A 24,029-nucleotide genomic window follows, 5' to 3' on the forward strand; every position below is an offset into this window, starting at 1 on the left:
CCTGTTCCCCTTACCAGCCGCCCGATGCGCCGCCGCCACCGAAGCTGCCGCCGCCGCCCGAAAAGCCGCCGCCGCCACCCCAGCTCGATCCGCCGCCACCGCCCCACGAGGAGCCGCCGCCCCACGAAGATCCGCCGCTGCCTCCGCCCCAGTCGTCGTCGCCCCAGATGATGATCGGACCGCCGCCCCACGGCCGGTTGCGGCGATGCTTCTTGCCACGCCGTCCGAAGGCCGAGATCATCGGCAGGATGAAGAAGAAAAAGACGATGAAGCCGATGAAGACCAGGCCGCCGATATCGCCGTCATCGGCGCGATCGCGCTCGGCCTTGTCCGCAGCCGCGGCGCGTGCGGCGGCTTCTTCGGGCGGCAGCTGGATCTGCTGCGCGATCGCATTGACGCCGTCCTGGATGCCGCCGGGCATGTCACCCGCCTTGAACTTCGGCGTCACGACGTCGCGGATGATCCGGCCCGACAGCGCGTCGGTCAGCACGGGTTCGAGGCCATAGCCCACGGCGATGTGCATCCGCCGCTCGTTCGGCGCGATCAGGAAGACCACCCCGTCATTGCTGTCCTTGCGGCCGATCCCCCACGCACGTCCCAGCTTGTAGCCATATTCGCTGACGTCATAGCCTTCGAGGTCGTTGACCGTCGCGACCGCCAGCTGATGCCCGGTCGTCTTTTCAAGCTGCTCGAGCTGGATATTGAGATTGGCTTCCTCGGCAGCGGGAATGATGTCCGCCTGATCGACGACGCGGCCGGTCAGCTTGGGAAAGGTTTGAGCAGAGGCAGGCGCGGCGAACAGCGAGAGGCCCAGCGCCCAGCCGAGCAGGATGGACTTCATTGCGTATCTCCGGTCTGGGCAGCGATGGCCTCGACGGCAGCCGACAGGCCTCCCGCGAAGTCGTTCGATCTGAAATGCGGTGTCATCTGGTCGATCGCGGCCTTTGCTTCCTCGTCGGTGAGCATCGATTCAAGCCCGCTCCCGGTCGAAATACGGGCCCGCCGTTGGTTGGGCGCGACGAGTATCAGGATTCCGTCGTTGCGATCCTTGTCGCCGATGCCCCAACGATTGCCGAGGCAGTCGCCGACCGTGGCAACGTCGAGGTTATTGAGGGTCGGTGCGGTAGCGATGACCATCTGATGCGTCGTCCGTTGCTCATATCGTGCGAGCCGATCCGACAGGCGAGCTTCTTCGGCCGCCGGAAGAATGCCTGCAGCGTCCGTGACACGGCCTTGCAGCGCCATGTCGGGGACGCCCGCGCAGCCCGCGATCGCCGGGGTCGGTGCCGACGACGCGGGCGCTTCCTTGCAGCCGCCCGCGACCAACAGGGTCGCAAGCGGCACGGCAAGGACGGCGCGGCGCATCTTATTGACCGAAATTCACTTTCGGTGCTGTGTCCGCGTTCGGGCTGATGGCCTTGTACGGCGTCATCGGCTGCGCGCCATGGACGATCTTGGCGCCAATGATATCGGGGAAGGTACGGATCGTCGTATTATAGTCCTGAACCGCGCCGTTATAATCGTTGATGGCGGTCGTGATACGGTTCTCGGTTCCCTCCAGCTGCGTCTGCAGGTCGGCAAAACGTCCCTGGCTCTTGAGGTCGGGATAGGCCTCCATCGTCACGAGCAGCCGGCCGAGCGAGTTCGACACCTGACCCTGCGCCTGACGGAAGGCTTCGACCTTTGCGGGGTCGTTGAGGTCGTCGGTCGACAGTTTCACCTGCGTCGCCGATGCACGCGCCTGCACGACGCTTTCCAGCGTCGATTTCTCAATTCCTGCCGCGCCCTTCGCGGTTTCGACGAGGTTGGGGATCAGGTCGGCGCGGCGCTGGTAGGCGGCTTCGACGTTGGCCCATTTGGCCTTCGCGGCCTCTTCCTTGGTGGGAACGCTGTTGATGCCGCAGGCGGACAGCGACAGTGCGGCAACCGGGACAATCAGCCAGCGGGCGGAACGATAGGTCATGGTCATCAATGCTCCCTCGCGCGGCGTTTTGCCGCAACAACACACATAATAGGATCGCGCTTGCCTTTGTGCAATCGTCGCGGCACGGTCGGCGCGCAAGATCCACGATCCGGGGAGCAGCAACATGTTGAGCGAATTCAGGGAATTTATCGCCAAGGGCAATGTCATGGACCTCGCGGTCGGTGTCATCATCGGCGGCGCCTTCGCGACGATCACGACGTCGCTGACTGCCGACCTGATCATGCCGCTGGTCGGCTGGCTTTTCGGCGGAGTCGATTTTTCGAGCAAGTTCATCCTGCTCGGCAGCATCCCCGACGGCATCGGCGCGACCGATTATGCCGCGCTGAAAAAGGCGGGCGTCGCGATGATCGGCTATGGCGCTTTCATCACCGCGGTCATCAACTTCCTGATTCTCGCCTTCATCATCTTCCTGCTGGTCAAATGGGTGAACAAGGTTCTCCGCCGTGGACCCGACGCGCCAGCCGGTCCGAGCGAAGTCGACCTGCTCACCGAAATCCGGGACGAATTGCGGAAGAAATAGGGCCCCCAGCCCAATTCGGGACGAATGACCCGCCTGCGCCCTTCCAAAGCGCGGGCGGGTTTCCTATATGGGTCATGCCGGTTTCGGCCGGCTATGAGGATAAATGGTGTCGTGGAATAGACACAGCGGACCCGGGGGCAGTACCCGGCGGCTCCACCACAAACCCGCGCGCTCCCGAGGGGATCGCGGGCTTCTGACGGGGCCGAACCAGGATCGACGTGTGTTCAAAGACGATGTTTTCTTCCGGGCTGAGTAACCCGTTCAAGGCTCAAACCTATAAGTGCTAACGATAACGAAGCACTCGCTCTTGCTGCCTAACCGATAAGCCTCACGGCCTAAGGTTAGACAAATAGAACGCGGTTCGGACCGAACCGGGCAACAGAATCGGATACCAGCGGCTGGGGACGAGCCGGGCAACAGAATCGTCCCACCTTTCCCTTTTTACGTCGGGACGTTCGCTTCGGCACAGGGAGTGGCGGCTGTCGTCGGGCGTTCACCGTCGAGGCCTGCCTGAAAATCGGCGCCCCACGATCGCATGCTGAGCAGCACCGGCTTGAGCGTCCGGCCGAGCGGCGTCAGCGCATATTCGACGCGCGGCGGCACTTCGGGAAAGACCGTCCGCTCGACGATCCCGTCCGCCTCCAGCTCGCGAAGCTGCAGGGTGATCATGCGCTGCGTCGCGTTCGGCGTCAGCCGGCAGATCGCATTGAACCGGAGCTTGCCGCCGAGCAGGTGAAACAGCAGCACGGGCTTCCAGACGCCACCGATGACCGAAAGCGTGGCCTCGACGCTGCATCCCGTCCGCCCGGCCCGGCGTCGGACTGCGCGCGATTTTCCTTCATTTTCTGCAATAGATACATTCATGATAGTACATGTCCAAATTGTACGTACTTATGAAGATCGTCATAAACGCCTACATCCGCAACAGCAATCTTGAACATCGAAAGAGGAATGTGTTGTGGAAAAATCCGTCATGAAGGCCGCCTGGTACGATCAAAAGGGAAGCGCCGCCGATGTGCTCGTCGTCGGCGAGCAGCCGGTGCCGGTAGCGCAGGCCGGCGAACTGTTGATCCGCGTCCGCGCCTCTGGGGTGAACCCATCGGACACGAAGGCCCGGCAGGGCGCGCGTGGACGCACCGACATGCCGTTTCCGCTGATCATTCCGCATCAGGACGGCGCGGGCGAAGTCGTCGCGGCCGGATCGGCTGCGGACGCAGCATGGATCGGCAAACGCGTCTGGTTCTATGAAGCACAGCTGGGCAGGCCGTTCGGCGCCGCCGCCGAATATGTCGCGCTGCCGGTTCGGCAGGTTTCGGAACTGCCCGACGCTGCGTCGTTCGAGGAAGGCGCGAGCCTGGGCGTGCCGGCGATGACCGCGCATCGCAGCATATTCGCCGACGGCCCTGTCGCCGGGAAGACCGTCTTCGTCTCGGGCGGTGCAGGCGCAGTCGGGCGCTACGCCATCCAGTTCGCCAAGCTTGGCGGTGCGACGGTCATCGCAAGCGTCAGCCGCGACGAGCAGGCGCAGTCGGCGCTTGCGGCCGGTGCGGACTTCATCGTCAATCGCAAGACCGACGACATCGTCGCGCGCGTCCGCGAGTTCACCGGCAAGGAGCGCGGTGTCGACCGCTTCGTCGAAGTCGCGTTCGGCGCCAATCTCGATGTTATCGCCGCTCTGCTCGCGCCGCGCGGCGTTGTCGCAACCTATGCATCGGATGCGGTGCCCGAGCCGGCACTGCCCTTCTGGCCGCTCGTCATGCTCGATGCGACGATCCGCTTTGTTCTCGTCTATGTGATGGATGCTGCCGCCCACGCAGAGGCTCAGCGGGCGATTGCCGAGGCGTTGGAGGCGGGGGCGCTAACCCACAATATTGCCGCGCGCTATCCACTCGACGACATTGTTGCTGCGCACGAATTTCTCGAAAGCGGCAAAGCGCTCGGGAAGGTGATCGTCGCCAGTTAGTGCCGGCTTTCGCACTGCCCGTGATCGCCCAGCGCTTCGATTACGCGGCAATCGCCTGCAAGCCCGCCGCGGCAGCGGCCGACGATACGCTGGAGCTCGTCGCGCAGCAGCGACAGCTGCACGATCTTCTCCTCGACCTGCTCCAGATGCGTCGTCGCGATGCGGTCGGCCTCGCCGCAGTCGCGGTCGGGGTGATCCGACAGATCGAGCAGCGAGCGGATTTCCTCGATCGTGAAGCCAAGATCGCGCGAATGGCGCACGAAGCTGAGCCGCGAGCGGTGCTCGGCGCCATAGCTTCGGTAATTGGCATCGGTGCGCGCGGGTGCGGGGAGCAGGCCGATCCGTTCATAATAGCGGATGGTTTCGATGTTGGTGCCGGTGGCACGCGACAATTCGCCGATTTTCATCGCTTGACCCTGTAGTTGCTACAGGCTCCATATAGGAGGTCGACTCGAAGATGTAAGGAGGCTTTCCCCGGAAAGCCGACCGATGAAGAGGAGCTTCGGCGAATGGCCGATCAATGCTGTTCCGGCAAAAGCGGCAAGACCGCGCTCAACGATCCGCGCTGGCGGCGCGTGCTGTGGATCGCGCTGCTGATCAACGCCGCGATGTTCGGGGTGGAGATCGTAGCAGGGGTGGCGGCCGATTCGCGCGCGCTGCAGGCCGATGCGCTCGATTTTCTGGGCGATGCCGCAAATTATGCGATCAGTCTTGGCGTCGCCGGCATGGCGCTCGCGTGGCGCGCCCGGGCGGCGTTGCTGAAAGCCGGGACGATGCTGGCGTTCGGCCTCTGGGTTTTCGCGTCAGCGGCGTGGGGCTTCATCACCGGGACCGCGCCGCATGCCGAGACGATGGGGCTGATCGGCGCCCTAGCGCTGGTATCCAACGTCGCTGTCGCGCTGATGCTCTATCGCTATCGAACCGGGGACGCCAACATGCGCTCGGTCTGGGTCTGCTCGCGCAACGACGCGATCGGCAACCTCGCGGTGATGGCGGCGGCGCTTGGCGTGTTCGGAACGGGGCAGGGCTGGCCCGATCTCGCGGTGGCGGCGATCATGGCCGGGCTGGCGATATGGGGCAGCCTCGACGTCTTTCGGCACGCGCGCCGCGATCTCAGCTCGGGGACAGCCGAAGCCGCCTGACGGACCAGGCGGTCCGACTGTTTTCGGTACTAGGCCAATCGTGTTCGCACGCCTATTGTGCGGTGCAATGCAGGGCACGCTTGCCATACAGATGAAGTCGATCGGCAACGGGCGTGGCTGACGCGCGCGCATCCGGCGAATATGTGCTCAAGCCGCACGAGCAACCCCTCATCCCGGGCTCGCCGGCGAACCCCGACCACCCGCTGCATCGCCGCTATTTCTATTTCGCGATCGGCCTGTTCCTTGGCCTCGTCAGCGGATTCCAGAACGGTCTGCTGCTCGCGAACCTGACGCTGCTCCAGAGCCATATGGGTCTGACGCCGGCCGACGCCGGCTGGGTGACAGTCGCCTATAACATGACAAACACCTGCATGAGCATATTGCTGTTCAAGGGACGCCAGCATTTCGGCATCCAGCGGTTCGTTCGCCTGACGATGCTCGCGCTGGTGATCGCGAACTTCCTTCAGCTGTTCGACGCAGGGTACCGGCTGGAGCTGATCGCGCGGGGCATTTCCGGAATTGCGGCGAGCGGGCTGGTGACGATGGCCATCTTCTACATGATGCAGAGCCTGCCGGGACCGAAGAAGATGATCGCGCTCATCCTTGGTATCGGCATGGTGCAGTTGGGGACGCCGCTGGCGCGGGCAATTTCACCGTTGCTCGTCTATGACGGCGATATCACCAGCCTGTTCGCGTTCCAGTTCGGCCTGTCGCTGGTCGCGGTCGGCGCAGTAAACATCCTGCCGCTGCCGCAGGGGATCAAGGTCAGGGCCTTCGGGGTGCTCGACATGATCAGCTTTCCGTTGCTCGCGATCGGCGTCGGACTGCTCTGCGCCTTCCTAGTCCAGGGGCGGATCGTCTGGTGGCCAACGCCCTGGCTGGGCGGTGCGCTCGCGCTCTCGGTCGTGCTGATCGGCGCGTCCTTCCTGATCGAGCATAACCGTGCCAACCCGATGCTGCTGACGCGCTGGATCGCGAGCAGCGATCTGGTCAAGCTCGCCTTTACCGGGGCGCTCGTCCGCGTCGTCCTGTCCGAACAGAGTTTTGGCGCGAGCGGCCTGCTCACCAGCCTGGGGCTCGTGAACGATCAACTTGTGACCTATTATGTCGTGACGGCGGCGGCGGCGCTGCTCGGCGTCTTTCTTCCGCTCGTCCGGCTGAATCCGCTCGATCTGCGTACATCGCGGCTCGTCTCGCTCGCGATTATCAGCATCGCAGCCTTTGCCGACACGCATTCGGGGCTCAACACCCGGCCGATCAACCTCTATATGTCGCAGGCCGCGATTGCCTTTGCCTCGGTCTATTTCATCGGCCCGATGCTCATGGAGGGTTTCCTGCGTGCGCTGACGCGCGGTCCGGCCTATGTCGTCAGCTTTCTCGCGATCTTCAACCTGTCGCAGACGATCGGCGGACTGTTCGGGACGGCGGCGCTGTCGGCCTTTTTTACCATACGCACCAAGGCGCATCTGATGACGCTGGCTCCCAGCCTCCAGACCGACGATCCCGCCTTGGCGCAAGCGATCAACGGTCTTGCCGCGAGCCTCAACGGTACGATCGGCGATCCGGCGTTGCGGGCGGCCGTCGCAGGCAGCAACGTCGTTCGCGAAGCCGCGCGCCAAGCGGCGGTCCTTGCGTATAACGACGTATTTTTCGTCATCGGCGCCTTGTCGGGACTTGCCTTTGTCATCATGTTCGCGCGCTGGCTGTACGACCGCCGGCGCGGCTTCAACCCGCTCGCCGCCGATCTCTTCCGACTCCAGCAAATGTTGGCACAAAGACAATGACCGACACCGAAGACAAGAAAACCCCGCCGCCTGCAGAGGCTCCGGCACCGCAGCCCGAGCCGGCGCCCGACACAGGGCAGCCCGCCTCCGCCGAAGCACCGCCGGCAGGCGGAGGAGGGTGGCGTCCCGACCGGTCGCGCCGGCAGATCGTGCTTTTCGCCGGACTGATCCTGATCGGCGCTCTCGCGATCCTCTATGCTTGGGGGCTGCCGCCCTTTCGGCCGGACAGCCAGACCACAGATAATGCCTATGTTCGCGGCCAGACGACGATCATCTCGCCGCAGGTCGGTGGCTATGTGACGCAGGTGCTCGTGCAGGATTTCGAGCGCGTTGCGGCGGGGCAGATCCTGGTGCGCATCGACGACCGCATCTATCGCGAGCGCGTCGCACAGGGCGCGGCGAACATCGCGGCGCAGAACGCGAGCCTCAGTAACAGCGAGCAAAGCCAGCGCTCGGCCGAAGCGCAGGTCCAGCTGCAGGATGCCGCAGTCGCGAATGCCGGTGCCCAGCTTCAGCGCGCGCAGGCCGACATGCGCCGCGTCAACGAACTCGTCGACGCGGGATCGGTGTCGCTGCGCGAGCGCGACCAGACGCTGGCGGCGCTGCGCCAGGCCGAAGCGGCGGTGCGTCAGGCGCAGGCACAGCGCCAGATCGCGCTGGAGCAGGTGCGTTCGGTTACCGTCGGACGCGGCGGGCTGAAGGCGGGCGTACAGAATGCCGAGGCAACCCGGGGCCTCGCAGACATCGATCTCGAGCGCACGGTGATCCGTGCACCGCGTTCGGGCCGGTTGAGCGAGGTTACGGTCCGCGTCGGCCAGCTCGTCAACCCGGGGACGCAGCTCATGTATCTGGTGCCCGAAACCCATTGGGTGGTTGCCAATTTCAAGGAAGCGCAAACCGCGACCATCCGCGTCGGCCAGAAAGCGCGAATGCGCGTCGATGCGCTCGGCGGCGCCGAGCTGAAAGGTACGGTCGAGAGTGTGGCGCCTGCGGCAGGCAGCGAATTCAGTGTGATCAAGCCCGACACCGGATCGGGCAATTTCGTGAAAGTGCCGCAGCGGATCGCCGTGCGTATCCGGATCGATCCCGGGCAGGCGCTTGCGAAGCGGCTCGGCCCAGGCATGTCGGTGATCGCCACCGTCGATACGGATAGCGGCCGGTGAAACGCGCCGCGCTGCTGCTGCCGCTGCTGATGGCGGGCTGCGCGCCTGCGATCAGCCCGCGGCCCGAAGCAAGTGTCGTTGCGCCACCCGCCGACTGGCGCACGCCGCTGCCCTCCGAAGGAGTGGTCGAACGGCAATGGTGGGGGCGTTTCGGCGATCCACAGCTCTCGGCGCTGGTCGAGCAGGCGCGCGCGAACAATACGGACCTTGCCATCGCGGCCGCGCGCGTTGCCGAGGCGCGCGCGCAGGAACGCGTTGCACGGTCGCTGCTGCTTCCCAGCCTGTCTGCAAGCCTCCCGGGATCGGAGGCGCGCACGGTCAACGCTTTCGGCCAGCCGAGCGAAAGCACGTCGGCGCAGCCGACCTTCCAGGCCGCCTACGAGCTCGACCTGTTCGGCGGTAACGCCGCGCGGCGGGATGCGGCGCGTGCCAGCGCCGCCGCTTTTGCTGCGGCGCATGAGGCTGCGACGTTGTCTGTCAGTGCCACGGCGGCGAGCGGTTACATTACATTGCTCGCGCTCGACGAGCGGCTGGGCTTGCTCAGGGAAACGCTTGTCCAGCGCGGAGAGGCGCTCCGCATCGCGCGCGATCGTGCCGAAGCGGGCTACACATCCGAACTCGAACTGCGTCAGTCGGAGGCAGAATATCGGGCGGCGGAGCAACAGATCCCCACGATCGAGGCGGCGATCGCGCGGCAGGAAAATGCGCTGTCGCTGCTGGTCGGCGACACGCCGCACGCGATCGCGCGCGGCGCCGACTTCGACGCGCTTGCGACCCCTGCCGTGCCGGCCGTCGTGCCGTCCGATCTCGTCAGGCGCCGCCCCGACATTGCGCAGGCCGAATATTCGCTGGCGGCGACCGATGCCAATCTGCGCGCTGCGCGGGCGCAGTTCCTGCCCCAGATTCGCCTGTCGGCGTCGGGCGGCGCGGCGATCTCGTCGCTGCTGGGCGATCCGATTACCATCTGGTCGGTCGGCGGCAGCATCCTCGCGCCGATCTTTTCGGGCGGGCGGTTGGAAGGGCAGTTCGACGCGGCGACGGCGCAGCGCGACCAGGCCGCCTTCGCTTATCGCAAGACCGTGCTCACGGCGTTTCGCGAGGTCGAGGATCAGCTGGCGCTGATCGACCGGCTGGGCGCGCAGGAGCAAGCGTTGCTCGCCCAGCGTACCGCAGTTGCCGAAGTGCTGCGCCACGCGACGAACCGCTATCGTGCCGGCTATTCGCCTTATCTGGAGCAGATCGACGCGCAGCGTGCGCTGCTTTCGGTCGACCAGTCGCTTATTCAGCTGCGCGCCGATCGCCTCAATGCCTATGTCGCGCTTTACCAGGCGCTGGGCGGAGGCATCGACGGCGCATGACGATGGCGTCGGCTACCGCCCTGCAGACGCGTGGCGACTGGCTGACGATGCTGCGGACGATCGTGGCGCCCGTCCTGCGCCATGGCGCCGCCGGAACGCTGAAGAGCGCGATGCCGGTCGAGGCTCCCACCGGCGGCGAGGGGCGGCGGCATTTTACGCATCTGGAGGCTTGCGGGCGAATGCTCGCGGGGCTGGCGCCATGGCTGGAACTCGAAGGGCTGACCGGTGAAGAGGCGGCGTGGCAGCATGAGGCGCGCGGACAGGCGCAGGCGCTGATCGCGTCGATTACCGATCCCGCATCGCCCGATCATGTCGATTTCGGCCTCGGGTTGCAGCCGCTGGTCGATGCCGCTTTCCTTGCGCAGGCGATCCTGCGGGCGCCGACCATCCTGTGGAACGACCTTCCTCCCGCTGTGCGCACCCATATCGTCCGCGAAATGGCGGCGACGCGGTGGATCACGCCGGCGTCGAACAACTGGCTGCTCTTCGCGGCGATGATCGAGACGCTGTTCGCCGCTCTCAAGCTGGATTTCGATCCCATGCGTATTGACCGGGCGATCCGGCAGTTCGACACATGGTATGTCGGCGACGGCTGGTATGGCGACGGGCCCGCCTTTCGTTTCGACTATTACAACAGCTTCGTCATCCATCCTTTTCTTGTCGATATCCTGCGCGTGCTGCCGCGCGAGCCGGAATGGCAGGAGTTCGGCGCGCGGCAGACGGGACGCGCGCAGCGCCACGCCGTGCAGCTCGAACGGATGATCGCACCCGATGGCACGATGCCGGCGATCGGGCGATCGCTCACCTACCGCTGCGGCAATCTGCACCTGCTCGCTCAGCTCGCCCTGCTCGGCAAACTGCCGTCCGGAGTGGCGGCGGGGCAGGTGCGGAGCGCCATGTCGCTTGCCATGACGCGCACCCTTGCGGCGCCGGAGACCTTCGATGACGAAGGATGGCTGACGGTCGGCTATTCGGGGCACCAGCCGGGGCTCGCCGAAGACTATATTTCGACCGGCAGCCTCTATCTCTGCACCGCTGCCTTCCTGCCGCTTGGGCTCGCGCCGAATGATCCGTTCTGGGAGGATGTTGGGGCTTCGCCCACCGCCGTTCGTTTGTGCGAGGGGCAGGATGTCGTGCGGGATCGCGCGATCGAGGGGTAGGCGGCACCGAGCCGCGGTCGGATGTGCGGTCGCGAAGGCTGTGCGTTGCAGTTTGCCCCGAAAGGGTTCAGAGAGCCGATCCGATGATCCCGCCCCCCGGGGCAGGATCCCGATGAGGCCACGTCCTCCCTGCATTTCGCGGGTTTCAGGTCCGGGACGGCCCGGCAGTCCATGAAGGAGGCTGTCATGCCCTGGATATATCTGACTGTAGCGGGATTTTTCGAGATCGTCTGGGCTTTTTCCATGAAGCAGTCCGACGGTTTCACGCGTCCCGTTCCCACCATCATCACCGTGGCCGCGATGATCGCGAGCTTCGCGCTGCTGTCGCTCTCGATGAAATCGCTGCCGCTTGGCACCGCCTATACGATCTGGACGGGGATCGGCGCGGTCGGCGCCTTCGTCGTCGGGATCGCCTGGCTTGGCGAGACGGCAAGCGCGATGCGTATCGTCGCGGCGCTGCTGATCGTTTCGGGTCTGGTGTTGATGAAGATATCGGCACCCGCTTGACTATTGACATGGCTGTCAACAGCTGAAACTCTCGGTGCCGAGAGGATCGCAGCTTGGCCACCATAGCCCAGTCTCCCACCGGCGCGGCGCCGGAACAATCCGCGCTGCGGCCACGGACGGTTGCTGCCTATGCCGCTACGGCGGGGCCGACCGCGATGCTCGCGCTGCCCTTCAGCGTCTATCTGCCGCCCTATATTGCAGAGGGCGGGGCGATCCCCGTGGCGCTCGTCGGGCTGCTCTTTTCACTGACGACCGTATGGGACGGCGTGGTCGATCCGTTGATCGGGACGATGATCGACCGCTTTCGCCCCGGTATGGGGGCGCACCGCCGCTGGATGCTGAGCGCGCTCGTGCCGCTTTCGCTTCTGCTCGCGGTGATCGTGATCGTGGGCAACACGCTGCCCTTTGCAGCGCTATTTCTGGTGATGGTGCTCTTCTATTCGAGTTTCAGCCTCTATGAGGTCGCCCAATTGTCATGGGGCGCGGCGCTGGTCCGCAGTCCGGCGGACAGCGCGCTTCTCTATGGGGCGCGCGACTGGTTCACCAAGATCGCGCTGATCGTCGCTTTCGCCGCCCCGGCGGCTGCGCAGATATTGATCCCCGGCGTCGACCTGCAGGGGCGGATCATGGCCTATGCGGCCATTTTCCTGATATTGGCGCCGGTTGCGCTGATCGCGATCGCCGGCGTACCGGCGCGCGCCGTGGTCGTCGAGCCGGGCATCGGCTGGCGGCGCGAGATCGGGGCGTCGCTGTCTTTCCCGCCGCTGATGCTGTTGCTGGGTGTCCAGTTTCTCAACAGCTTCGCTTTCGGATCGCTGACCTCGCTCTTCGTCTTCTTCGCCGCATCGGTGCTCGACCTCGACAGCCAGAGTGCCCTTCTGCTTTTCGCGAGCTTCATCGGCGGGGCGATCGCGTCGCCGGTCTGGACCCTGCTTGCGCGGCGGTTCGGCAAGCCCCTGATGATGATGGCAATGGCCCTGCTGATCTCGTCGCTGCTGTTCGCGACGCTCGTGCAGGAGCCGCGCGGCTTTGTGCAGGCGGCGATCTTTTCGCTGATGCTGGGCACCGGCTTCGTCGGATTGCTCTTCACCTATTCGATGCTCGCCGACCTGATCCCGCGCGACGCGGAGCGGTGCGGGCGGAATCGTTCGGCCTTCCTCTTTGCGCTGCTGAACCTGATGGCCAAGTTCGGCGTCGCCGCCGCGATCGCGGTCAGCTATGTGCTGCTCGACCTTGTCGGCTTCGATCCGAAGAATGGCGCAGCTGCGGCGCGCGAGCTGCATCTGCTGTTCGTGTTGCAGCCGGCGGCGAGCTGGATGCTGATGATCGGGCTGCTCGTCCTGATGCATCGTCATGCCGCGCGACGGCCTGCCAGCCTTTGACTTGCAATCGCCGTGGGGCACCGGTAAAGGCCGCATCATTCGGACAGATGCGCCGTTTTCCTTCCGCCTTTCGCCGACATGCTCGGGGAGGGTGGGCGGACTATTGCCCGAAGCGCGCTTGACGCGCCGGGGGCGGCAACCCATCTGGCCCGGATCATTGGACGTTTGAAGGACAGGACGCGCGACATGGCCAAGCCCAAAATTGGCGAATTCGTCAACCAGGTGAAGACCGAAGCCACCAAGATCGTGTGGCCGACAAGCCGCGAGACCGTGCAGACCACCATCCTGGTGCTGATCATGACCACGATCCTGTCACTCTTCTTCTTCGGCGTCGACACGATCTTCAAATTCATCGTCAGCTGGCTGACGTCGCTCGCGCGCTAAGTCGCGGGGCCACAGGACTCAAAAGGGATACGCAATCATGGCGCGCTGGTACATCATTCACGCCTATTCGGGCTTCGAGAACAAGGTGCGCGATTCGGTGCTCGCCGAAGCCGAGCGCATGGGCCTTACCGATTTCGTCGAATCGGTCGAAGTGCCGGTCGAAACGGTGACCGAAGTGAAGCGCGGCAAGAAGGTGCAGGCCGAGCGCAAGTTCTTCCCCGGCTATGTCCTCGCCAAGCTGACGATGACCGACGACGTCTATCACCTCGTCAAGAACACGCCGAAGGTGACGGGCTTCCTGGGTTCGATGGGCAAGCCGCAGGCGATCAGTGAAGCCGAAGCCGCGCGCATCCTGAACAGCAAGGAAGAGGCCGCGGCGCGTCCGAAGACCGAAATCCGCGTCGACTATGAAATCGGCGATCAGGTCAAGGTGCTCGAAGGGCCGTTCGCAAGCTTCAACGGCGTCGTCGAGGAACTCGATTTCGACAAGGCGCGCGTCAAGGTGTCGGTGTCGATCTTTGGTCGTGCGACCCCCGTCGAGCTCGATTTCGAGCAGGTCGAACGCATGAAGTGACGACCCCGACAGGTCGTCATCCCCGCGAAGGCGGGGGCCCAGCGAAAGAATGGATTGCCGCATGAGCCTGACTCCCGACGAGATTCAGGCCCGCATTGATCGCGCGCGCGAGATTCAGGCCGCCTTTTCGCCTGAAAAGGTCGTCGCGGCGGTGACGCGGCTGTTCGATCTGGAACGCGTTCCTGGCCTTGAGGACGAATTTACCTTTCCGGCGTTCAACAAGCCCACGCGGCAGCGCATCTTTGGCGGGCAGGTGATCGCGCAGGCGCTGGTCGCCGCGGCGCGAACCGTTGACCCCGACAAGTCGGCGCATTCGCTGCATGCCTATTTTCTGCGCGGTGGCGACGAAGCGAAGCCGCTGCATTTCCGCGTGCACCGCGACTTCGACGGGCGCAGCTTTGCCAACCGCCGCGTCGTCGTGCGACAGGACGGCAAGGTGATCTTCAACCTGACCGCGTCCTTCCACGCACCCGAGCAAGGCGTGACCCATCAGGTATCGATGCCCGACCTGTTGCCGCCCGAGCAATGTGCCGAATTCGTCGAGAATATGGCGGCCGACCCTAATGTCAGCGACGCGCAGCTCGATCGCATGGCTCGCCTGCGGCCATTCGAAATCCGCAGCTTCCGGCCACCGTCGACCGAAAAGGCGAGCGCGCATTATCAATGGTATCGGCTCGCTGCGCCGATCGGCGACGATCCGCTGCTGCATCGTGCCTTTCTGGCCTATGCGTCCGATATGGGGTTGCTCTCCTCTTCGCTGCTTCCCCACGGTTTCACCTGGTCGACCCCGGGCCTGTTCTCTACAAGCCTCGATCACGCGATGTGGTTTCACGACGATATTCGGGTCGACGACTGGTTCGTCTATGTGATGGACAGCGACTGGACGGGCGGCAGCCGCGGGATCAACCGCGGCCTTGTCTATCGTCGCGATGGAACGCTGATCGCATCGGCGATGCAGGAAGGGCTGCTGCGCGTCGCGCCGCCGCCTGACGCATAAGGCTTGTTTTCCGCGGCGTTTGCGCATATGGGCGCCGCTTCGCGTCAGACAAGGGCGTGATTCCGCGCGGGAGGAAGGGGTGATGCCTTTCTGTTCGACCGCTTATTTTGAGCCTTGGATCCCGGTCCGGGGCGACAGAAAGAAAGGAGGCCATCATGGCCAAGAAAATCAGCGGCTACATCAAGCTGCAGGTGCCCGCCGGCACCGCCAACCCCTCGCCGCCGCTCGGGCCGGCACTGGGTCAGCGCGGCGTCAACATCATGGAATTCTGCAAGGCGTTCAACGCCGCGACCGACGGCATGGAAAAGGGCACGCCGACCCCGACCATCATCACCGTCTTTGCCGACAAGAGCTTCTCGTTCATCACGAAGACGCCCCCGGCGACCTATCTGATCAAGAAGGCCGCGAACCTGAAGTCGGGTTCGAAGGAGCCCGGCAAGATCAGCGGTGGCAAGATCGCCCGCTCGAAGCTGACCGAAATCGCCGAGATCAAGATGAAGGATCTCAACGCGAACGATCTGGAACAGGCAACGAAGATCATCGAGGGCAGCGCGCGCTCGATGGGCCTCGAAGTGACGGAGGGCTGATCAGATGGCCAAGCTGACCAAGAAGCAGAAAGCCCTTGAGGGCAAGGTCGACGCGCTGAAGCTTCACGCCGTCGACGAAGCGATCAAGACCGTTCGCGAACTGGCCTCGGCCAAGTTCGACGAAACGCTCGAAATCGCGATGAACCTCGGCGTCGATCCGCGCCACGCCGACCAGATGGTCCGCGGCGTCGTCACGCTGCCCGCCGGTACCGGCAAGGACGTCAAGGTTGCCGTGTTCGCGCGCGGCGACAACGCCGACAAGGCGCTGGCCGCCGGCGCCGACAAGGTCGGTGCCGAAGACCTGATGGAAGACATGCTCGCGGGCAACCTCGACTATGGCCGCGTCATCGCGACGCCGGACATGATGGGCATCGTCGGCCGCCTCGGCAAGACGCTGGGTCCGAAGGGCCTGATGCCGAACCCGAAGCTGGGCACCGTGACCCCGAACGTCGCCGAAGCCGTGAAGGCCGCCAAGGGCGGTCAGATCGAATTCCGCGTCGAAAAGGTCGGGATCATCCACGCCGGCATCGGCAAGCTGTCGTTCGGCGAGGAAAAGCTCCGCCAGAACTTCGACGCCTTCGTCGATGCGATCGTCAAGGCCAAGCCGGCAGGCGCGAAGGGCAAATATGTCCGCAAGATCGCGCTGTCGTCGTCGATGGGCCCGGGCGTAAAGGTCGACACGGCCGACGTCACCGGCGCCTGATCGGCACCGCAACGATTCAGGAAAGGGCCGGGGGAAACTCCGGCCCTTTTCTTGTGCGCGGGCTGGAAGATGGTGAACCGCCGCCGCCTTGTGACATCGTCCCGGGATGCGGTCGGCGCGAGGGCCGTGTGATATTCCAAAGTTCAGTGAAGGTCAGCCCTGTGCGGTGCCGATCGGATCTCGTGGCAAGCCGGGTAGCAACCGTTTTATCTACCAGATGAAAGACCGGACGAAGGCTGACACAGCCGGATAATGTAGGAAAGGCCTATTTGAAGGCGACGGCGTCTTCGGGGTGGGAAGCGGACACCGCCCTCTTAGTCCGCAAACTCCCATCGCGCCCATTCACCAATTTTACTCGCGATTTCATGCCATTTGGTACCGGTGGCGTGCCGAAGGCGCTTGCGAACATATAGTTCCACCGCATCGGGATCGAACTTACGCATGAATAGCCTTTTGCCACCGGGCAGCACTGAGTGTCGATCGAGTTCGGAATCGAGCCAGCCTGGCGAGCAAACATCAAAATCGAACAGATCCGCTCCGACGCCGCCCTTAGTGCCAATTTCAGCGCAGACGGTGATACAGAACAAATCTCCGACAGGCCGGATGTCGGTCAGGAACTCCCCATGTTGCGTAGCAAGCGATCTAAGTTCTGCTTCCATTGCGCCAGACTAGGTTAGAGGCACAATGTTCGCAATCGGTCGATTGCTGTCATTCCGGCCGGCGAAACTCGATCAGGTCCCATTTGTTGCCATAGAGGTCGAGGAAGACCGCGACGGTCCCATAGTCGGCCTGCAGCGGTTCGCGCTCGATCCGCACGCCCTTGTCCAGCAGGTTCTGATAGTCGCGGGCGAAATCGTCGGTCTGCAGGAACAGGAAGACGCGGCCGCCCGACTGGTTGCCGATGAAAGCCGCCTGCTCCTCGTTTGCGGCGCGTGCGAGCAGGATCGTTGCACCGCCTTCGGGACTGCCCGGCGGGGCGACGAGAACCCAGCGCTTGTCCTGCGCCGGCTGATAGTCGTCGGCGACCAGCGTGAAGCCGAGGGCGCCGACATAGAAATCGATCGCCTCGTCATAGTCGCGCACGACGAGCGCGATGTGCGCGAGCGACTGGCGCGTCATTCGCGCAGGCCGCGGAGCGCCGCGCCCGCGGCGAACGGCCCGATTACGGTGAGAAGCAGGCTCGACGCCGCCAGCAGCTTCAATGCACCGCGCCCCGATGGATCGAGCATCCCGGCGCCGAAGATCAGCATCGGCACCGCGAGCGGCAGGATCAGCAGTCCCCCGATTGCGCTGCCGCCCTTGTGGTTCGCGGTCAGCGCGGCGCTCAGCACGGCGAGCGAGGCCAGCGCCGGAATCGCGATGGCGATGCCCGTCGCCAGCAGCTCGACGCGCCCGCCGTCCTGCGCGAGCAACGCCGACGCGGGCAAGAGGGCGATCAGCAGAGGCAGCCCGAATCCAATGGCATGTGCGCCGATCTTCACAGCCGCGATCACTTCGTCGGCAAAACCGCGCACCGCGAGCTGGTCGAGCACCCCTGCATCCTTGTCGGGCTTCACCAGCCGGTCGATCGGCAGCAGGGCCGCGAGCAGCGCCGCGACCCAGACCATCCCGCCGCCGGCACGGCGCAGCAGCGGCGCATCGGGTCCGACCGCGAAGGGAAAGGCGGTCGCGACGAGCAGGAAGAAGAGCACCGGCAGCCACAGTGCCCCGCTGCCCCATGCGCGGCGAAGGTCGCGCCAGAACAGGGCGATCAGCGCGGTCATGCCAGCGCCCCCATATCGAGCTCGGCCAGATCGGGAATCCCGAGCGCGAAATGCGATGCCAGCAGCACTGCGCCGCCGTTCGCGCGGTGCTTCGCGATTCCCGCGACCAGCCGCGCCTGTGCTGCATCGTCCATGCCGTTCGCGGGCTCGTCGAGCAGCCAGATCGGCGCGCCGCTCGCGATCACGCGCACCATCGCGGCGCGCTTGCGCTGGCCGGTCGAGAGCATCGAGACGGGCACTTCGGCGAGGCTGCCCAGCGCCATCTCGTCCATCGCGCGGTCGACCGCGTGCCCGTCGACCGTATCGACGCGCGCCCAGAAATCGAGGGCACGGCGCAGCGGCACTTCGGCGTCGAGCGCGGCGGCCTCGTCGATCAGCGCGACGCGCTCGCGGCGTTCGACCGTCCCTGCGGCGGGTCGCAGAAGCCCCGCGGCGAGGCGGATCAGGCTCGACTTGCCCGCGCCGTTCGGCCCGCGCAGCCACAGCGCATCGCCGCGGTTCAGGGTCAGCGACAGCCGCTCGAACAGCAGGCGGTCGCCGCGGATGCACGCCACGCTGTCGAGCCGCAGCAGCCCGGTCACGCCATATCTTCCAGAGCGTGCATGTCGTCGTCGCTGAAACCGAAATGATGGCCGATCTCGTGGATCAGGACATGGCGTACCAGCCAGTCGAGCCGCTCGCCCCCTTCGATCCATTCGACCAGGATCGGGATGCGATACAGCGTCACGCGGTCGGGCATGCCGCCGCTCTGGTCGATGCTGCGCTCGGTCAGGGGGCGGCCCTCATAGAGCCCTGTCAGATCATAGGGATGCTCGATGTCGAGCGATTTCAGCGTCTCGTCGTCGGCGAATTCCTCGATCTCGATCACGACGTCCTGAATATGCGGCTTGAACACATCGGGCAATTGCGCGAGCGCGGCTTCGGCCATCGCGAACAGCGCCTCGGCGTCCGGGGCGCCGCCGGTCCATCCGGCGGGCAGTGCGGTCAGGGCGGTCTTGTCGGTCATTGCGCCCTTCCTTATGGCGGGGGACACAGCTTGGCCAGCGGGAGATAGAAGATGGTCCAGAAACTCGACGATGCGCAGCGCGCCGCGCTGTTCGCACGCTTTCCCGACTGGACGCACGAGCCGACCCGCGACGGCATCACGCGGCAGTTCAAGTTCGACGATTTCGCACAGGCCTTTGGCTTCATGGCGAGCGTCGCGATCATTGCAGAGAAGATGGATCATCATCCCGAATGGTCGAACGTCTATAACAAGGTCGACATATTGCTGACGACGCATGATGCCGATGGCCTGTCCGGGCGCGACGTCGCGCTGGCAGAGGCGATCGAGGCTTTGCTCTGATCCGCCGATGATCCGCTTCGACCGGTCCCGTCAGTTGCTTGCCGTCGGGGTGGCGATCCTCGCCGGTTTTGTCGACGCGATCGGCTTTGTCGAATCGGGCGGCTTCTTCGTCTCGTTCATGACGGGAAATTCGACACGGTTCGCGGTCGGCGCCGCAGAATGGCAGGCGGCGGCGCTGATTGCCGGCGGCATCATCACGCTGTTCCTGACCGGTGTCGTGACCGGCTCACTCCTCGCCGCACGGGCGGGGGCGGCGCGGGCACCCGCCGTGCTTTCAGGCACCACATTGTTGCTTGCCGCCGCTGCGGCATTGCGGTTCGAGGTTGGCCAGTGGCCGGCAATCGCTTGCCTTGCCTTTGCGATGGGGCTGGTAAATGCGGCGCTGGAGGGGAAGGATGGCACCGTCGTCGGCGTCACCTATATGACCGGGACGCTCGTGCAGATGGGGCAAAAAATCGCCAACAGGCTGCGCGGCGAGGGTGACGGGCACTGGTTCCACCATTTCGGACTTTGGCTTTCGCTGGTCGGCGGTGCGATCGTCGGAGCGCGGACGATCCTTTCGTCGGTGCCGGCGGCATACGGCCTTGCGCTCCTGCTGGCTGCGGCGCTGATGCTTCGCGCATGGTGGCTGCCCCGCCGGACCGCATAAGCCATATCTTGCCTTCCCCGCGTGCCGGTTCCACAAGGGCGCAACAAAGTAACAAGGGGGATCGTCCACATGTCCGACAGCCTGCTGCGCCGCAAATCCATTGTTCCGGAGCAACAGGAAGGGCACGGGCTCGCCCGGACGCTGAGCTGGCCGCATCTGATCGCGCTTGGTGTCGGGGCGATCGTCGGGACCGGCATCCTCACGCTCATCGGCGTCGGTGCCGACAAGGCAGGGCCTGCGGTCATCGTCTCTTTCGCTGTCGCCGGTCTGATCTGCGCGTGCGCGGCGCTCGCCTATGCCGAGATGGCGACGATGATCCCCGCCTCGGGCAGCGCCTATACCTACAGCTACGTCGTGATCGGCGAACTGATCGCGTGGATCGTCGGCTGGAGCCTGATCCTCGAATATTCGCTCGTGGTCAGCGCGGTCGCGGTCGGCTGGTCGGGCTATGCGGCGCCGCTGCTGCACGCATGGGCGAGTGTGCCGATGAGCCTGATGCAAGGGCCGGAACTCGGCGGTATCGTCAATCTGCCGGCCATCGCGATCATCGCGATCGTGGCCGGAATGCTGCTCTACGGCACGCGCGAAAGCGCGACGGTCAACGCAATCCTCGTGATCGTGAAGATCATCGCGCTGGCGGTGTTCGTCGCTGTCGCGCTGCCGGCGTTCGACGCGGCGAACCTCGAACCTTTCAGCCCCTTCGGCTTTACCAAGCATGTCGGCCCCGATGGCGTCGAGCGCGGGATCATGGCGGCGGCGGCGATCATCTTCTTTGCCTTCTACGGCTTTGACGCGATCGCGACCGCCGCCGAGGAGGCGAAGAATCCCGACCGCGATCTCAAGATCGGGATCGTCGGATCGATGTTCGCGTGCGTCGCCATCTATATTCTCGTTGCGGTCGCGGCGGTCGGCGCGATTTCATACAGCAAATTCGCGAACAGCCCCGAGCCGCTGGCGCTGATCCTGCGCGAGCTGGGCCAGCCGGGCGCCGCGAAATATCTCGCACTTTCGGCGGTGATCGCGCTGCCGACGGTGATCCTGGCCTTCTTCTTCGGGCAGAGCCGCATCTTCTTCACCATGGCGCGCGACGGGCTGCTCCCCAAGAGCCTCGCCAAGCTGTCGTCGCGTGGCACCCCGGTCCGTATCACCATCTTCACCGCGATCGTCGTCGCGATACTCGCGGGCTTCATTCCGCTCGACGAGTTGGCGGCGCTGGCGAATGCGGGCACGCTCGCGGCCTTCACGGCGGTGTCGGTGTGCATGCTCATCATGCGTCGCCGTGCGCCCGATGCGCCGCGCACGTTCCGCACGCCGATGCCGTGGGTGGTCGGCGGCATTGCGGTGCTCGGGTGCATCTATCTGTTCCTCAGCCTGCCGGCGAAGACACAGCTGTGGTTCGGGATCTGGAATGTTGCGGGGCTTGCGGTCTATTTCCTCTACGCCCGTAACAAGGCGGTTGCGGCGGGCGCGTAAGGCATAAAAAACCCCGCTCCGACCGGGGATGCGGAGCGGGGTCAGTCTTTTGCCGCGCTGTCTTCAGCTGTCGGCTTCGAACGCCAGCAAGTCGCCGGGCTGGCAATCGAGTTCGGTGCAGATCGCCTCGAGCGTCGAAAAGCGCATCGCCTTGGCCTTGCCGGTCTTGAGGATCGACAGGTTGGCGAGGGTGATGCCGATGCGGTCGGACAGGTCGGTCAGCGTCATCCGCTTCGCGTGAAGCAGGTCATCGAGTTTCACGACGATCGCCATCAGACGGTCCCTTCCAGCTCGTCGCGCATCGCCGCGCCGCGTTCGAACACGGCGGCAAGGACGAAGGCGAGCAGGATCGCGAGGATGCCCTCCAGATCGAGCCCGCCCATATTGGCGAACTCGCTCGTCGACACCGCGATACGGCTCGCGACCCACCCCAGCGGAAAGGCCAGCATCTGCGTCACGACCAATGCCCAGCCGATCCCGCGCAGGCGCGCGGCGTTTGCGGGGATGAAGGGATCGTTGGTCGCGCTTTTGACCAGCGCCTGCAACTGGCGCAGCACATAGACGGCGACCGCAAGGATCGCGGCAAGGATGCCGAGCAGCGCAAACAGCTGCGGACGCATGGCGTCGGCATCGATGAACACCTTGCTGTTCTTTGCCTCCACCGCAATGTCGGGCCACATGGCGACCAGCGCGCCGCCCGAGGCGATGACGAACAGAAACGCCGCTGCGACCAGCGCCAGCATCAGCCAGAGCAGGCCGCGGGTCGCGCGCAGCAGAGTCGAATGATCGGTAGGCATATCGTTCTCCGATGGTTTGCTTATCGAAGAACGATATATTTTGAGTCGACCTTATCGTCAATCGATAATATCGAAAAACGATAACTCTTTCGTCATCCCGGCGAAGGGCGTTCAGAGGCACGCGACTCTGAACACGATCTCGCCGGTGCATCGATGTCCGGCGGAGAGATTCCGGCCTCCGCCGGAATGACGATGCCTGTCGGGGCTGGCTGGCCGCTCAGGCCACCGCCCAGTCAAACCCCAGCGAGGCCTCGCGAAACGCGAAGCGATCGAGGTGACGGGCGACGACGCCCTTCATCGCCTCGACATGCTCGTCGCTGCTCGCGTCGATGCGCACCGACAGTGCGCCGGCTCCCGCATCGAAGGTGACCAGCGCGTCGCCCGCCCAACTCGCGCCGCGCGCATCCCTGGGGAAGGTCACGGTGCCATGTTCCGGGGTGAATTCGACGGCGAGATTGTGCTGCCAGTGCTTGCACAGCTGCTGCAGATATTTGCTCGCGTGCGCGGTGGGGACGTTGGCGACGACACTAACCATCACAGCCGCTCGATCTTCTGCGCCGCCTCGTCGATCAGCGCGACGACCTTGTGCAGCGTCGCCTCGTCGAGGTCGCGGTCGCCGAGCCGGTTCATCAGCACGGCCTTGAGATTGCCCATCGCGCGGCGGACCGACGCGCTGTCGGTGCGCTGGAGCTCCTCGCCGACTTCGGTCAGGCGCGCAATCAACGCATCGATAGCGTCCTTGTTCGCGTCGAGTTCGGTCTGGCCAGCTGCGGTGATCGCGAAGAGCTTCTTCGCGCCGTCGCTGTCGGCCGCTTCGATCAGCCCCATGTCGCCCAGCAGGGTGAGGGTGGGGTAGATCACGCCCGGGCTCGGCGCATAGGCGCCGCCGGTCAGCTCTTCGATCTGGCGGATCAGGTCGTAGCCGTGGCGCGGCTCGTCGGCGATCAGCTTGAGCAGCACGAGCCGCAGCTCGCCGCTGTCGAACATCCGCCGGCGGCGGCCGTGTCCGTCGTCGTCACGTCCGTGGCGCCCACCGAAGCCGCGCCCGAAACCGCGTCCGTGACCGAAGCCACCGTGGCGCATCGCTTCGCGCATCATATGGCGCATGGCGTGGCGTTCGCCGCAGCCATGCCGGTTCATTCCATGTCGCATCTTGTACTCCTTCATGCGATTCGATGCGTCTAAGATATATCTTGATGTGTTTTAGGCAAGAGGGTGCGATGATTTTTTTGCGCACCGCTGGAGTCCCGTCAGCTTCGCGGTGAGAAAAGGAGGTGGATCAAGGGATAGGGCCGGCCCTGACCATCGCGGTCCGAGCGGCCGGTGGCGGTGAAGCCCATACGTTCGTAAAAGCCCGCCGCTTGGTCATTCTGCTCGTTCACCTCGGTCGTGATCGTGCCGTGAAGGCCGATCGCGTGCTCGACGAGCGCCCTGCCGATACCCCGGCCGCGATGGGCGGGGTCGATGAAGAGGGCCTCCATGCTGCTGCCGTCGAGCAGCATGAAGGCGATCGGGCGATCGTCGGCGTCAACGGCAAGCCATAGCGGTGCTTGCGGCAGAAAGCCTTTTACCTCTTCCTCGATCGCGATCCGGTCTGCGGGCGTCAGAAAGTCGTGTGTGGCGTCGACTGCGGCGCGCCAGATATCGACGGCGCGGTCGCCGTCGGCGGGCGTGGAGGGGCGTATCCGGATCATGGATGCCGCCGTAGGGCTGTCGGTATCGCGCGCCAAGCCTGCTTTTCCGCCGCATGCGGCTTGACTCGGCGCGCGTTATCGCTATTAGCGCGCCCGTGTT

32 protein-coding genes and 1 other RNA gene are annotated in these 24,029 nt (G+C 64.8%); 18 read left to right on the plus strand and 15 right to left on the minus strand.

The window, feature by feature from the left end; all coding sequences use genetic code 11:
• Nucleotides 1-10: 10 nt before the first annotated feature.
• The 3 genes from L7H23_RS16550 to L7H23_RS16560 are packed head-to-tail and all read right to left on the minus strand — an operon-like array spanning nucleotide 11 to nucleotide 1,969.
• Entirely contained in the window at nucleotides 11-841 is an 831-nt protein-coding gene (locus tag L7H23_RS16550; protein WP_237836965.1) for a TPM domain-containing protein, read from the minus strand.
• The gene (locus L7H23_RS16555; protein ID WP_237836966.1) at nucleotides 838-1,365 is read right to left on the minus strand and encodes a TPM domain-containing protein; all 528 of its coding nucleotides are present in this window, start codon (nucleotides 1,363-1,365) and stop codon (nucleotides 838-840) included. The genes L7H23_RS16550 and L7H23_RS16555 overlap by 4 nt, the downstream gene beginning before the upstream one ends.
• Before the next feature lies 1 nt (nucleotide 1,366).
• Entirely contained in the window at nucleotides 1,367-1,969 is a 603-nt protein-coding gene (locus tag L7H23_RS16560) for a LemA family protein (RefSeq protein WP_237836967.1), read from the minus strand.
• Between the two features lie 118 nt (nucleotides 1,970-2,087).
• Between L7H23_RS16560 and mscL the strand changes: the two genes are divergently transcribed.
• Both mscL and ssrA read left to right on the plus strand, forming a co-directional pair.
• On the plus strand, nucleotides 2,088-2,504 hold the full coding sequence (gene mscL, locus L7H23_RS16565; protein WP_237836968.1) for a large conductance mechanosensitive channel protein MscL: 417 nt from the start codon (nucleotides 2,088-2,090) through the stop codon (nucleotides 2,502-2,504).
• A gap of 37 nt (nucleotides 2,505-2,541) precedes the next feature.
• Nucleotides 2,542-2,897: a transfer-messenger RNA gene (gene ssrA / locus L7H23_RS16570) on the plus strand.
• A 48-nt stretch (nucleotides 2,898-2,945) separates the two neighbouring features.
• Here the strand turns inward: ssrA and L7H23_RS16575 are convergent.
• Nucleotides 2,946-3,368, minus strand: a complete 423-nt coding sequence (locus tag L7H23_RS16575; protein ID WP_237836969.1) for a helix-turn-helix domain-containing protein — start codon at nucleotides 3,366-3,368, stop codon at nucleotides 2,946-2,948.
• A 94-nt stretch (nucleotides 3,369-3,462) separates the two neighbouring features.
• Here L7H23_RS16575 and L7H23_RS16580 point away from each other — a divergent pair, with 94 nt between their 5' ends.
• Entirely contained in the window at nucleotides 3,463-4,467 is a 1,005-nt protein-coding gene (locus L7H23_RS16580; protein ID WP_237836970.1) for an NADPH:quinone reductase, read from the plus strand.
• On the opposite strand, the gene L7H23_RS16585 is transcribed toward L7H23_RS16580, so the two are convergent.
• Nucleotides 4,464-4,874, minus strand: a complete 411-nt coding sequence (locus L7H23_RS16585; RefSeq protein WP_237836971.1) for a helix-turn-helix domain-containing protein — start codon at nucleotides 4,872-4,874, stop codon at nucleotides 4,464-4,466. The genes L7H23_RS16580 and L7H23_RS16585 overlap by 4 nt on opposite strands.
• A 102-nt stretch (nucleotides 4,875-4,976) precedes the next feature.
• Here L7H23_RS16585 and L7H23_RS16590 point away from each other — a divergent pair, with 102 nt between their 5' ends.
• The 12 genes from L7H23_RS16590 to rplA all read left to right on the plus strand — a co-directional run bounded on the left by L7H23_RS16590 (nucleotide 4,977) and on the right by rplA (nucleotide 16,208).
• Nucleotides 4,977-5,609 (plus strand): cation transporter, encoded by a 633-nt coding sequence (locus L7H23_RS16590; RefSeq protein ID WP_237836972.1) that lies wholly within the window; start codon nucleotides 4,977-4,979, stop codon nucleotides 5,607-5,609.
• Nucleotides 5,610-5,722: 113 nt separating this feature from the next.
• Nucleotides 5,723-7,393: an MFS transporter gene (locus tag L7H23_RS16595; RefSeq protein ID WP_237836973.1), complete on the plus strand. Its 1,671-nt coding sequence runs from the start codon at nucleotides 5,723-5,725 to the stop codon at nucleotides 7,391-7,393.
• A complete protein-coding gene (locus L7H23_RS16600; protein ID WP_237836974.1) occupies nucleotides 7,390-8,556 on the plus strand; it encodes an HlyD family secretion protein in 1,167 nt (388 codons plus the stop codon). The genes L7H23_RS16595 and L7H23_RS16600 overlap by 4 nt, the downstream gene beginning before the upstream one ends.
• Entirely contained in the window at nucleotides 8,553-9,914 is a 1,362-nt protein-coding gene (locus tag L7H23_RS16605; RefSeq protein WP_237836975.1) for an efflux transporter outer membrane subunit, read from the plus strand. The genes L7H23_RS16600 and L7H23_RS16605 overlap by 4 nt, the downstream gene beginning before the upstream one ends.
• Nucleotides 9,911-11,074, plus strand: coding sequence for a DUF2264 domain-containing protein (locus L7H23_RS16610; protein WP_237836976.1), 1,164 nt, complete (start codon nucleotides 9,911-9,913; stop codon nucleotides 11,072-11,074). The genes L7H23_RS16605 and L7H23_RS16610 overlap by 4 nt, the downstream gene beginning before the upstream one ends.
• 186 nt (nucleotides 11,075-11,260) lie before the next feature.
• On the plus strand, nucleotides 11,261-11,581 hold the full coding sequence (locus tag L7H23_RS16615; RefSeq protein ID WP_237836977.1) for a multidrug efflux SMR transporter: 321 nt from the start codon (nucleotides 11,261-11,263) through the stop codon (nucleotides 11,579-11,581).
• A 53-nt stretch (nucleotides 11,582-11,634) separates the two neighbouring features.
• Entirely contained in the window at nucleotides 11,635-12,963 is a 1,329-nt protein-coding gene (locus L7H23_RS16620; protein ID WP_237836978.1) for an MFS transporter, read from the plus strand.
• 186 nt (nucleotides 12,964-13,149) lie between these two features.
• Nucleotides 13,150-13,347, plus strand: a complete 198-nt coding sequence (gene secE / locus L7H23_RS16625; RefSeq protein WP_237836979.1) for a preprotein translocase subunit SecE — start codon at nucleotides 13,150-13,152, stop codon at nucleotides 13,345-13,347.
• A 37-nt stretch (nucleotides 13,348-13,384) separates the two neighbouring features.
• Complete coding sequence (nusG, locus tag L7H23_RS16630; protein WP_237836980.1) at nucleotides 13,385-13,921, plus strand: transcription termination/antitermination protein NusG; 537 nt, start codon at nucleotides 13,385-13,387, stop codon at nucleotides 13,919-13,921.
• A gap of 61 nt (nucleotides 13,922-13,982) precedes the next feature.
• A complete protein-coding gene (locus L7H23_RS16635; protein ID WP_237836981.1) occupies nucleotides 13,983-14,918 on the plus strand; it encodes an acyl-CoA thioesterase II in 936 nt (311 codons plus the stop codon).
• Nucleotides 14,919-15,073: 155 nt separating this feature from the next.
• Nucleotides 15,074-15,505, plus strand: coding sequence for a 50S ribosomal protein L11 (gene rplK, locus L7H23_RS16640; RefSeq protein ID WP_237836982.1), 432 nt, complete (start codon nucleotides 15,074-15,076; stop codon nucleotides 15,503-15,505).
• 4 nt (nucleotides 15,506-15,509) lie between these two features.
• A complete protein-coding gene (gene rplA / locus L7H23_RS16645) occupies nucleotides 15,510-16,208 on the plus strand; it encodes a 50S ribosomal protein L1 (RefSeq protein ID WP_237836983.1) in 699 nt (232 codons plus the stop codon).
• Nucleotides 16,209-16,522: 314 nt separating this feature from the next.
• Here the strand turns inward: rplA and L7H23_RS16650 are convergent, their stop codons facing one another.
• Genes L7H23_RS16650 through L7H23_RS16670 form a run of 5 tightly spaced genes read right to left on the minus strand, consistent with a single transcriptional unit; the run spans nucleotide 16,523 to nucleotide 18,977 of the window.
• Nucleotides 16,523-16,867 (minus strand): Imm8 family immunity protein, encoded by a 345-nt coding sequence (locus L7H23_RS16650; RefSeq protein WP_237836984.1) that lies wholly within the window; start codon nucleotides 16,865-16,867, stop codon nucleotides 16,523-16,525.
• A gap of 49 nt (nucleotides 16,868-16,916) precedes the next feature.
• Nucleotides 16,917-17,327 carry a VOC family protein gene (locus L7H23_RS16655; RefSeq protein WP_237836985.1) on the minus strand — a complete coding sequence of 137 codons (411 nt, stop codon included), beginning with the start codon at nucleotides 17,325-17,327 and terminating at the stop codon, nucleotides 16,917-16,919.
• Complete coding sequence (locus L7H23_RS16660) at nucleotides 17,324-17,971, minus strand: heme exporter protein CcmB (protein WP_237836986.1); 648 nt, start codon at nucleotides 17,969-17,971, stop codon at nucleotides 17,324-17,326. The genes L7H23_RS16655 and L7H23_RS16660 overlap by 4 nt, the downstream gene beginning before the upstream one ends.
• A complete protein-coding gene (gene ccmA, locus L7H23_RS16665; RefSeq protein WP_237836987.1) occupies nucleotides 17,968-18,552 on the minus strand; it encodes a heme ABC exporter ATP-binding protein CcmA in 585 nt (194 codons plus the stop codon). The genes L7H23_RS16660 and ccmA overlap by 4 nt, the downstream gene beginning before the upstream one ends.
• Nucleotides 18,549-18,977 carry a metallopeptidase family protein gene (locus L7H23_RS16670; RefSeq protein WP_237836988.1) on the minus strand — a complete coding sequence of 143 codons (429 nt, stop codon included), beginning with the start codon at nucleotides 18,975-18,977 and terminating at the stop codon, nucleotides 18,549-18,551. Before L7H23_RS16670 ends, ccmA begins: the two co-directional genes overlap by 4 nt.
• A gap of 51 nt (nucleotides 18,978-19,028) precedes the next feature.
• On the opposite strand from L7H23_RS16670, the gene L7H23_RS16675 reads away from it, so the two are divergent.
• From L7H23_RS16675 to L7H23_RS16685, 3 genes are all read left to right on the plus strand, one after another.
• A complete protein-coding gene (locus L7H23_RS16675) occupies nucleotides 19,029-19,316 on the plus strand; it encodes a 4a-hydroxytetrahydrobiopterin dehydratase (RefSeq protein ID WP_237836989.1) in 288 nt (95 codons plus the stop codon).
• 7 nt (nucleotides 19,317-19,323) lie between these two features.
• On the plus strand, nucleotides 19,324-19,965 hold the full coding sequence (locus L7H23_RS16680; RefSeq protein WP_237836990.1) for a YoaK family protein: 642 nt from the start codon (nucleotides 19,324-19,326) through the stop codon (nucleotides 19,963-19,965).
• 69 nt (nucleotides 19,966-20,034) lie between these two features.
• Nucleotides 20,035-21,438 (plus strand): amino acid permease, encoded by a 1,404-nt coding sequence (locus L7H23_RS16685; RefSeq protein ID WP_237836991.1) that lies wholly within the window; start codon nucleotides 20,035-20,037, stop codon nucleotides 21,436-21,438.
• Between the two features lie 63 nt (nucleotides 21,439-21,501).
• Here L7H23_RS16685 and L7H23_RS16690 read toward each other — a convergent pair whose 3' ends face one another.
• From L7H23_RS16690 to L7H23_RS16710, 5 genes are all read right to left on the minus strand, one after another.
• Nucleotides 21,502-21,711: a helix-turn-helix transcriptional regulator gene (locus L7H23_RS16690; RefSeq protein WP_058539484.1), complete on the minus strand. Its 210-nt coding sequence runs from the start codon at nucleotides 21,709-21,711 to the stop codon at nucleotides 21,502-21,504.
• Nucleotides 21,711-22,235 carry a DUF2975 domain-containing protein gene (locus L7H23_RS16695; RefSeq protein ID WP_237836992.1) on the minus strand — a complete coding sequence of 175 codons (525 nt, stop codon included), beginning with the start codon at nucleotides 22,233-22,235 and terminating at the stop codon, nucleotides 21,711-21,713. Before L7H23_RS16695 ends, L7H23_RS16690 begins: the two co-directional genes overlap by 1 nt.
• A gap of 217 nt (nucleotides 22,236-22,452) precedes the next feature.
• Nucleotides 22,453-22,770: a DUF2218 domain-containing protein gene (locus L7H23_RS16700; protein ID WP_237836993.1), complete on the minus strand. Its 318-nt coding sequence runs from the start codon at nucleotides 22,768-22,770 to the stop codon at nucleotides 22,453-22,455.
• Nucleotides 22,770-23,330: a PadR family transcriptional regulator gene (locus tag L7H23_RS16705; RefSeq protein ID WP_237839286.1), complete on the minus strand. Its 561-nt coding sequence runs from the start codon at nucleotides 23,328-23,330 to the stop codon at nucleotides 22,770-22,772. The genes L7H23_RS16700 and L7H23_RS16705 overlap by 1 nt, the downstream gene beginning before the upstream one ends.
• Nucleotides 23,331-23,485: 155 nt before the next feature.
• Nucleotides 23,486-23,929 (minus strand): acetyltransferase, encoded by a 444-nt coding sequence (locus tag L7H23_RS16710; RefSeq protein WP_237836994.1) that lies wholly within the window; start codon nucleotides 23,927-23,929, stop codon nucleotides 23,486-23,488.
• Between the last annotated feature and the right edge of the window lie 100 nt (nucleotides 23,930-24,029).

This window comes from Sphingopyxis sp. BSN-002, from assembly GCF_022024275.1.
GTDB lineage: Bacteria > Pseudomonadota > Alphaproteobacteria > Sphingomonadales > Sphingomonadaceae > Sphingopyxis.